This window comes from Betaproteobacteria bacterium (assembly GCA_016791345.1).
GTDB lineage: Bacteria > Pseudomonadota > Gammaproteobacteria > Burkholderiales > JAEUMW01 > JAEUMW01.
The window spans coordinates 1-3,763 of sequence record JAEUMW010000269.1; the positions used below are offsets into that span (position 1 = coordinate 1).

Sequence of the window (3,763 nt, forward strand, 5' to 3'; positions counted from 1 at the left end):
CGGAACAGCACGATCCGGTAGCGGTTGATCTCGGTGAAGCCGATGGGGCGCCACTGCGGCTGCTTCACTTCCGCCCAGGTGCCGTCGGGATGGCCGGTCGCATACAGCTTGTATGCGTAGTGCGTGCAATCGAGCGCTTCATAGCTCACGGTACGCGCGCCCTGCGGTGAGACAATCACGGAAGTGAAGCGGATCGCCCAGTCCTCGCCGACGCTGATGGATTCGGCATCGACGTAGAACGCGTTGCGCGAGGCGCCGCCCACTTCGAAGGGCAGCAAGCGGCTCTCCTCCGGAAACGGCGGCAGTTTGACCGGCACATCCTTGGGCGGCCCGCCGTCCTCGCTGCGCTTTTCGTCGTCGGGGTCCGGCACCCGCAACCAGCGGTCCTCGCCGCTCGTGCATCCGCCGAGCCCGAGCGCAGCCAGCAGGACGCAGACCGCCCGCATCCCCTTCATGGCGAGACGCATCGCACCCGGTGGTCCCGAAGATCGCGAATGGAACTACTTGCCTCGCGCGAGCATGGCCTCGACTTCGGCAAAGGTGCGCGCGACCTCGGTCGTCTGTATGACCACGCCGAGCTGCCGCGCGATCTGCGATGCCGAGAAAATGCCCCGAACCTTCTGATGCCCGTGCTGATCGAGGTCCACCACCACCGCGTGCTGCCGCCCCGCCGCCTTCAATGTCGCAACGATGTGACCGACCTTGGCGAGACGCACGTCCTCCATGTGCAGCACGTGCAGTTCTTCCTGCGGCGTCATGACATCGCGGACGAGCACATCGGATCGCCGCACGCCGCGGCTTTGCACGACCTGCATGGGACGCTCGCCCACGATGTCTGCGGCCGAGATCACGCCCTTGACGCGCCGCGCCTCGTCGATGACGAGCAGCAATCGCACGCCGCACTGCTTCATGTGGTCGTTGGCGGCGTCGATGGTCTCGTCCACGCGACCCGTCACTGCCGTCACCTGCCGCAGGTCCGTCATGCAGTCCAGCGCATGGCTGTCCAGCGTCACCCGGGCGGGCACGTCCTGACTCGGTTCATGGTAGGTGACATCGCGCTGCACCGCCGTGGCGTGCAGTGGAATGTATTCGCGCAGCATGCGTCCGATCCTCCTTGTGATATGGGGCGCCGCCGTGACGGGTGGCGCTCGCCTGCAGCCATCCTAGAAGGAGGAGGTCACTTGTTCAAGGGATATCCGCACGCCTCGACGCGCCACGGCCGGCGGTCGCGGCGGAAGAACCAGCTATCTCGCGCCGGCGCCCGTGCGCCGCCAGCGTGCCGAGCGCGTCGGGAGAAATCGTGCCAGCTCGGTCAGCGCCCGCTGATACACGTCGCGTTTGAACTCGATCACCGACTCCAGCGGCACCCAGTACTCGTGCCAGCGCCAGGCATCGAACTCCGGCTTGGCGCTCGCGCGCAGGGACACATCACAGTCGCGCCCGACCATCTTGAGCAGGAACCAGATCTGTTTCTGCCCGCGATAGCTGCCGCGCCACTCGCGCCGCACCCAGTGCTCGGGTACGTCGTAGCGCAGCCAATCCCGCGTCCGGCCGAGGATTCTGACGTGCTGCGGACACAATCCGACTTCCTCCCCCAGTTCCCGATACATCGCCTCTTCGGGCGTTTCACCCTGCTTGATGCCGCCTTGCGGAAACTGCCATGCGTGTTCGCGAACCCGCTTGCCCCAGAAAACCTCGTTCCGGTTGTTGCACAGGACGATGCCGACATTGGGTCTGTACCCATCCCGGTCAATCATGCCAACCACCTGTAATTTCGAGACTATTTTGGGCGATTGTGGCACAGTTCGCAGGCGAACAAAAGCGCCTCCCGGCGCCTCGACGGAGGCGTCGACCAGCGCTCGCCTCAGATGAAAAGGCGACGGGAATCGTGGGCATTGCGCTCCCTCAGACGCTCCACGAACCGGGAAAACTCCACGCCGTACTGCGCTTCCAGCTCGCCTGCCCGCCGCTCCAGCGTCCGCCAGCTCGGCCGCCCCTGCGCACGCACGAACCCGAGTGCGATGAGATTGCCGCGCGACTCATCGGCAAGTAGGAGCAGTCGCTCCGGGAATGCCCGCTCCAGAAGCCGCAGATGGTGCGGAAGACCCGGCTGGTCGGTAAACAGGTTGGTCACGAGCACGCCATTGTCGGCGAGCGCGCGCTCGCAATCCTCGTAGAAGACCGGCGTCGCGAGTTCCGGCGCGGCGGCGTCCGTTCCGTAGCCGTCCACGAACAGCACGTCCGCGGCGCCAGCGAGCCCCTGTACGAACGCCGAGCCGTCCCCGGTCTCGACCGCCAACCGCCCTGGCAGCCGGGGCAAGGCAAAGAACTGCCGTGCGGCGGCGATCACCTGCGGATTGATCTCGACCGCGGTGACTCGCGTGAGCGGCATGCGGGAGAGGACGAACTTCGCCAGCGAACCGCCGCCGAGACCGATCATCACGACGTGCAGCGGCATCGGGACGAACAGCAGAAAGGCGAGCATGCACCGGGTGTACGAGAGTTCGAGGTCGCTCGGGCGCGCGATCCGCATGGCGCTCTGGACCGTGTCGCTGCCCAGATGCAGATAGCGCACGCCGTCGTGCTCGCTCACCTCGACGCTCGCGTGCGCGGTAGCCTCTTTGTGGATGCGGAAGCGGGGATGTCTCGGCATGAAGCAGGCGAAGACGCCGCGAAGACCGCGACGTTTGGGGGGAACCTCCACTTAACTGGCTAGAATACGGGTTTTTGCCGGCGGGGAGTCCATGCGCGTCAGTCAGTACTTCATCTCGACCCTCAAGGAAGCACCGGCCGAGGCGGAACTGGTGAGCCATGCCCTGATGCTGCGCGCCGGGCTCATCCGCCGCCTCGGCAGTGGTCTCTACACATGGATGCCGCTCGGGCTGCGCGTGCTGCGCAAAGTCGAGGCCGTGGTGCGCGAGGAGATGGACCGCAGCAGCGCCATCGAACTGCTGATGCCGGCCGTGCAGCCCGCCGAGCTCTGGCAGGAGTCTGGCCGCTGGGCGGTGTTCGGCCCGCAGATGCTGAAGATCCGCGACCGGCACGAACGCGACTTCTGCTTCGGGCCGACGCACGAAGAAGTCATCACCGACATCGCGCGCCGTGAAATCCGCAGCTACCGCCAGCTGCCGCTCAACTTCTACCAGATCCAGACCAAGTTCCGCGACGAGATCCGCCCGCGCTTCGGCGTCATGCGCGCGCGCGAGTTCGTGATGAAGGACGCCTACTCCTTCCACATCGACAAGGCCAGTCTCGAGGAGACCTACCGGGTGATGTACGAGACCTATCGGCGCATCTTCACCCGGCTGGGGCTGCGCTTCCGCGAGGTGGCGGCCGACACCGGTGCGATCGGCGGCACCGGCTCGCACGAATTCCACGTGCTGGCGGACTCCGGTGAGGACGCGATCGCCTTCTCGCCCGACTCAGGCTATGCGGCGAACGTGGAGCTGGCCGAGGCCGTTGCACCGGGCACGCCGAGACCGTCGCCGGGCGCGCCGCTGCGCAAGGTAGCCACACCGGGACAGCGCACCATCGAAGAGGTGAGCGTCCACCTGGGTGTAGCGCCGGAGCGGATCGTAAAGAGCCTGCTGGTCATCACGGGCGACGGACAGGAATGCCTCTTGCTCATCCGCGGAGATCATTCCCTCAATGAAATCAAGGCCGGCAAAGTGCTCGACGGCGTCCGATTCGCCACTGAAGCCGAGATCCGCAGCCGCTTCGGCGCAGGGCCGGGGTCCATCGGCCCGGTCGCCACGGACATTCC

Annotated in this window: 5 protein-coding genes; 1 reads left to right on the top strand and 4 read right to left on the bottom strand. The window is 66.1% G+C overall.

Features of this window, described 5'->3' with window-relative positions; genetic code table 11:
- The 4 genes from JNK68_10760 to JNK68_10775 form a co-directional block, all read right to left on the bottom strand.
- Positions 1-467: CNP1-like family protein (locus JNK68_10760; protein ID MBL8540839.1), on the bottom strand; the 467-nt coding region annotated here is incomplete at its 3' end.
- Positions 468-500: 33 nt separating this feature from the next.
- Positions 501-1,100, bottom strand: a complete 600-nt coding sequence (locus tag JNK68_10765; protein MBL8540840.1) for a CBS domain-containing protein — start codon at positions 1,098-1,100, stop codon at positions 501-503.
- Between the two features lie 144 nt (positions 1,101-1,244).
- On the bottom strand, positions 1,245-1,757 hold the full coding sequence (locus tag JNK68_10770; GenBank protein MBL8540841.1) for an RNA pyrophosphohydrolase: 513 nt from the start codon (positions 1,755-1,757) through the stop codon (positions 1,245-1,247).
- A gap of 107 nt (positions 1,758-1,864) precedes the next feature.
- Complete coding sequence (locus JNK68_10775) at positions 1,865-2,653, bottom strand: spermidine synthase (protein MBL8540842.1); 789 nt, start codon at positions 2,651-2,653, stop codon at positions 1,865-1,867.
- A gap of 91 nt (positions 2,654-2,744) precedes the next feature.
- On the opposite strand from JNK68_10775, the gene proS reads away from it, so the two are divergent.
- The coding region (proS, locus tag JNK68_10780) for a proline--tRNA ligase (GenBank protein MBL8540843.1) at positions 2,745-3,763 on the top strand (1,019 nt) is incomplete at its 3' end.

Coding starts and splice junctions, on each gene's coding strand:
- JNK68_10765 (MBL8540840.1), bottom strand. CDS start 1,100: ATGCTGCGCGAATACATTCCACTGCACGCCACGGCGGTGCAGCGCGAT.
- JNK68_10770 (MBL8540841.1), bottom strand. CDS start 1,757: ATGATTGACCGGGATGGGTACAGACCCAATGTCGGCATCGTCCTGTGC.
- JNK68_10775 (MBL8540842.1), bottom strand. CDS start 2,653: ATGCCGAGACATCCCCGCTTCCGCATCCACAAAGAGGCTACCGCGCAC.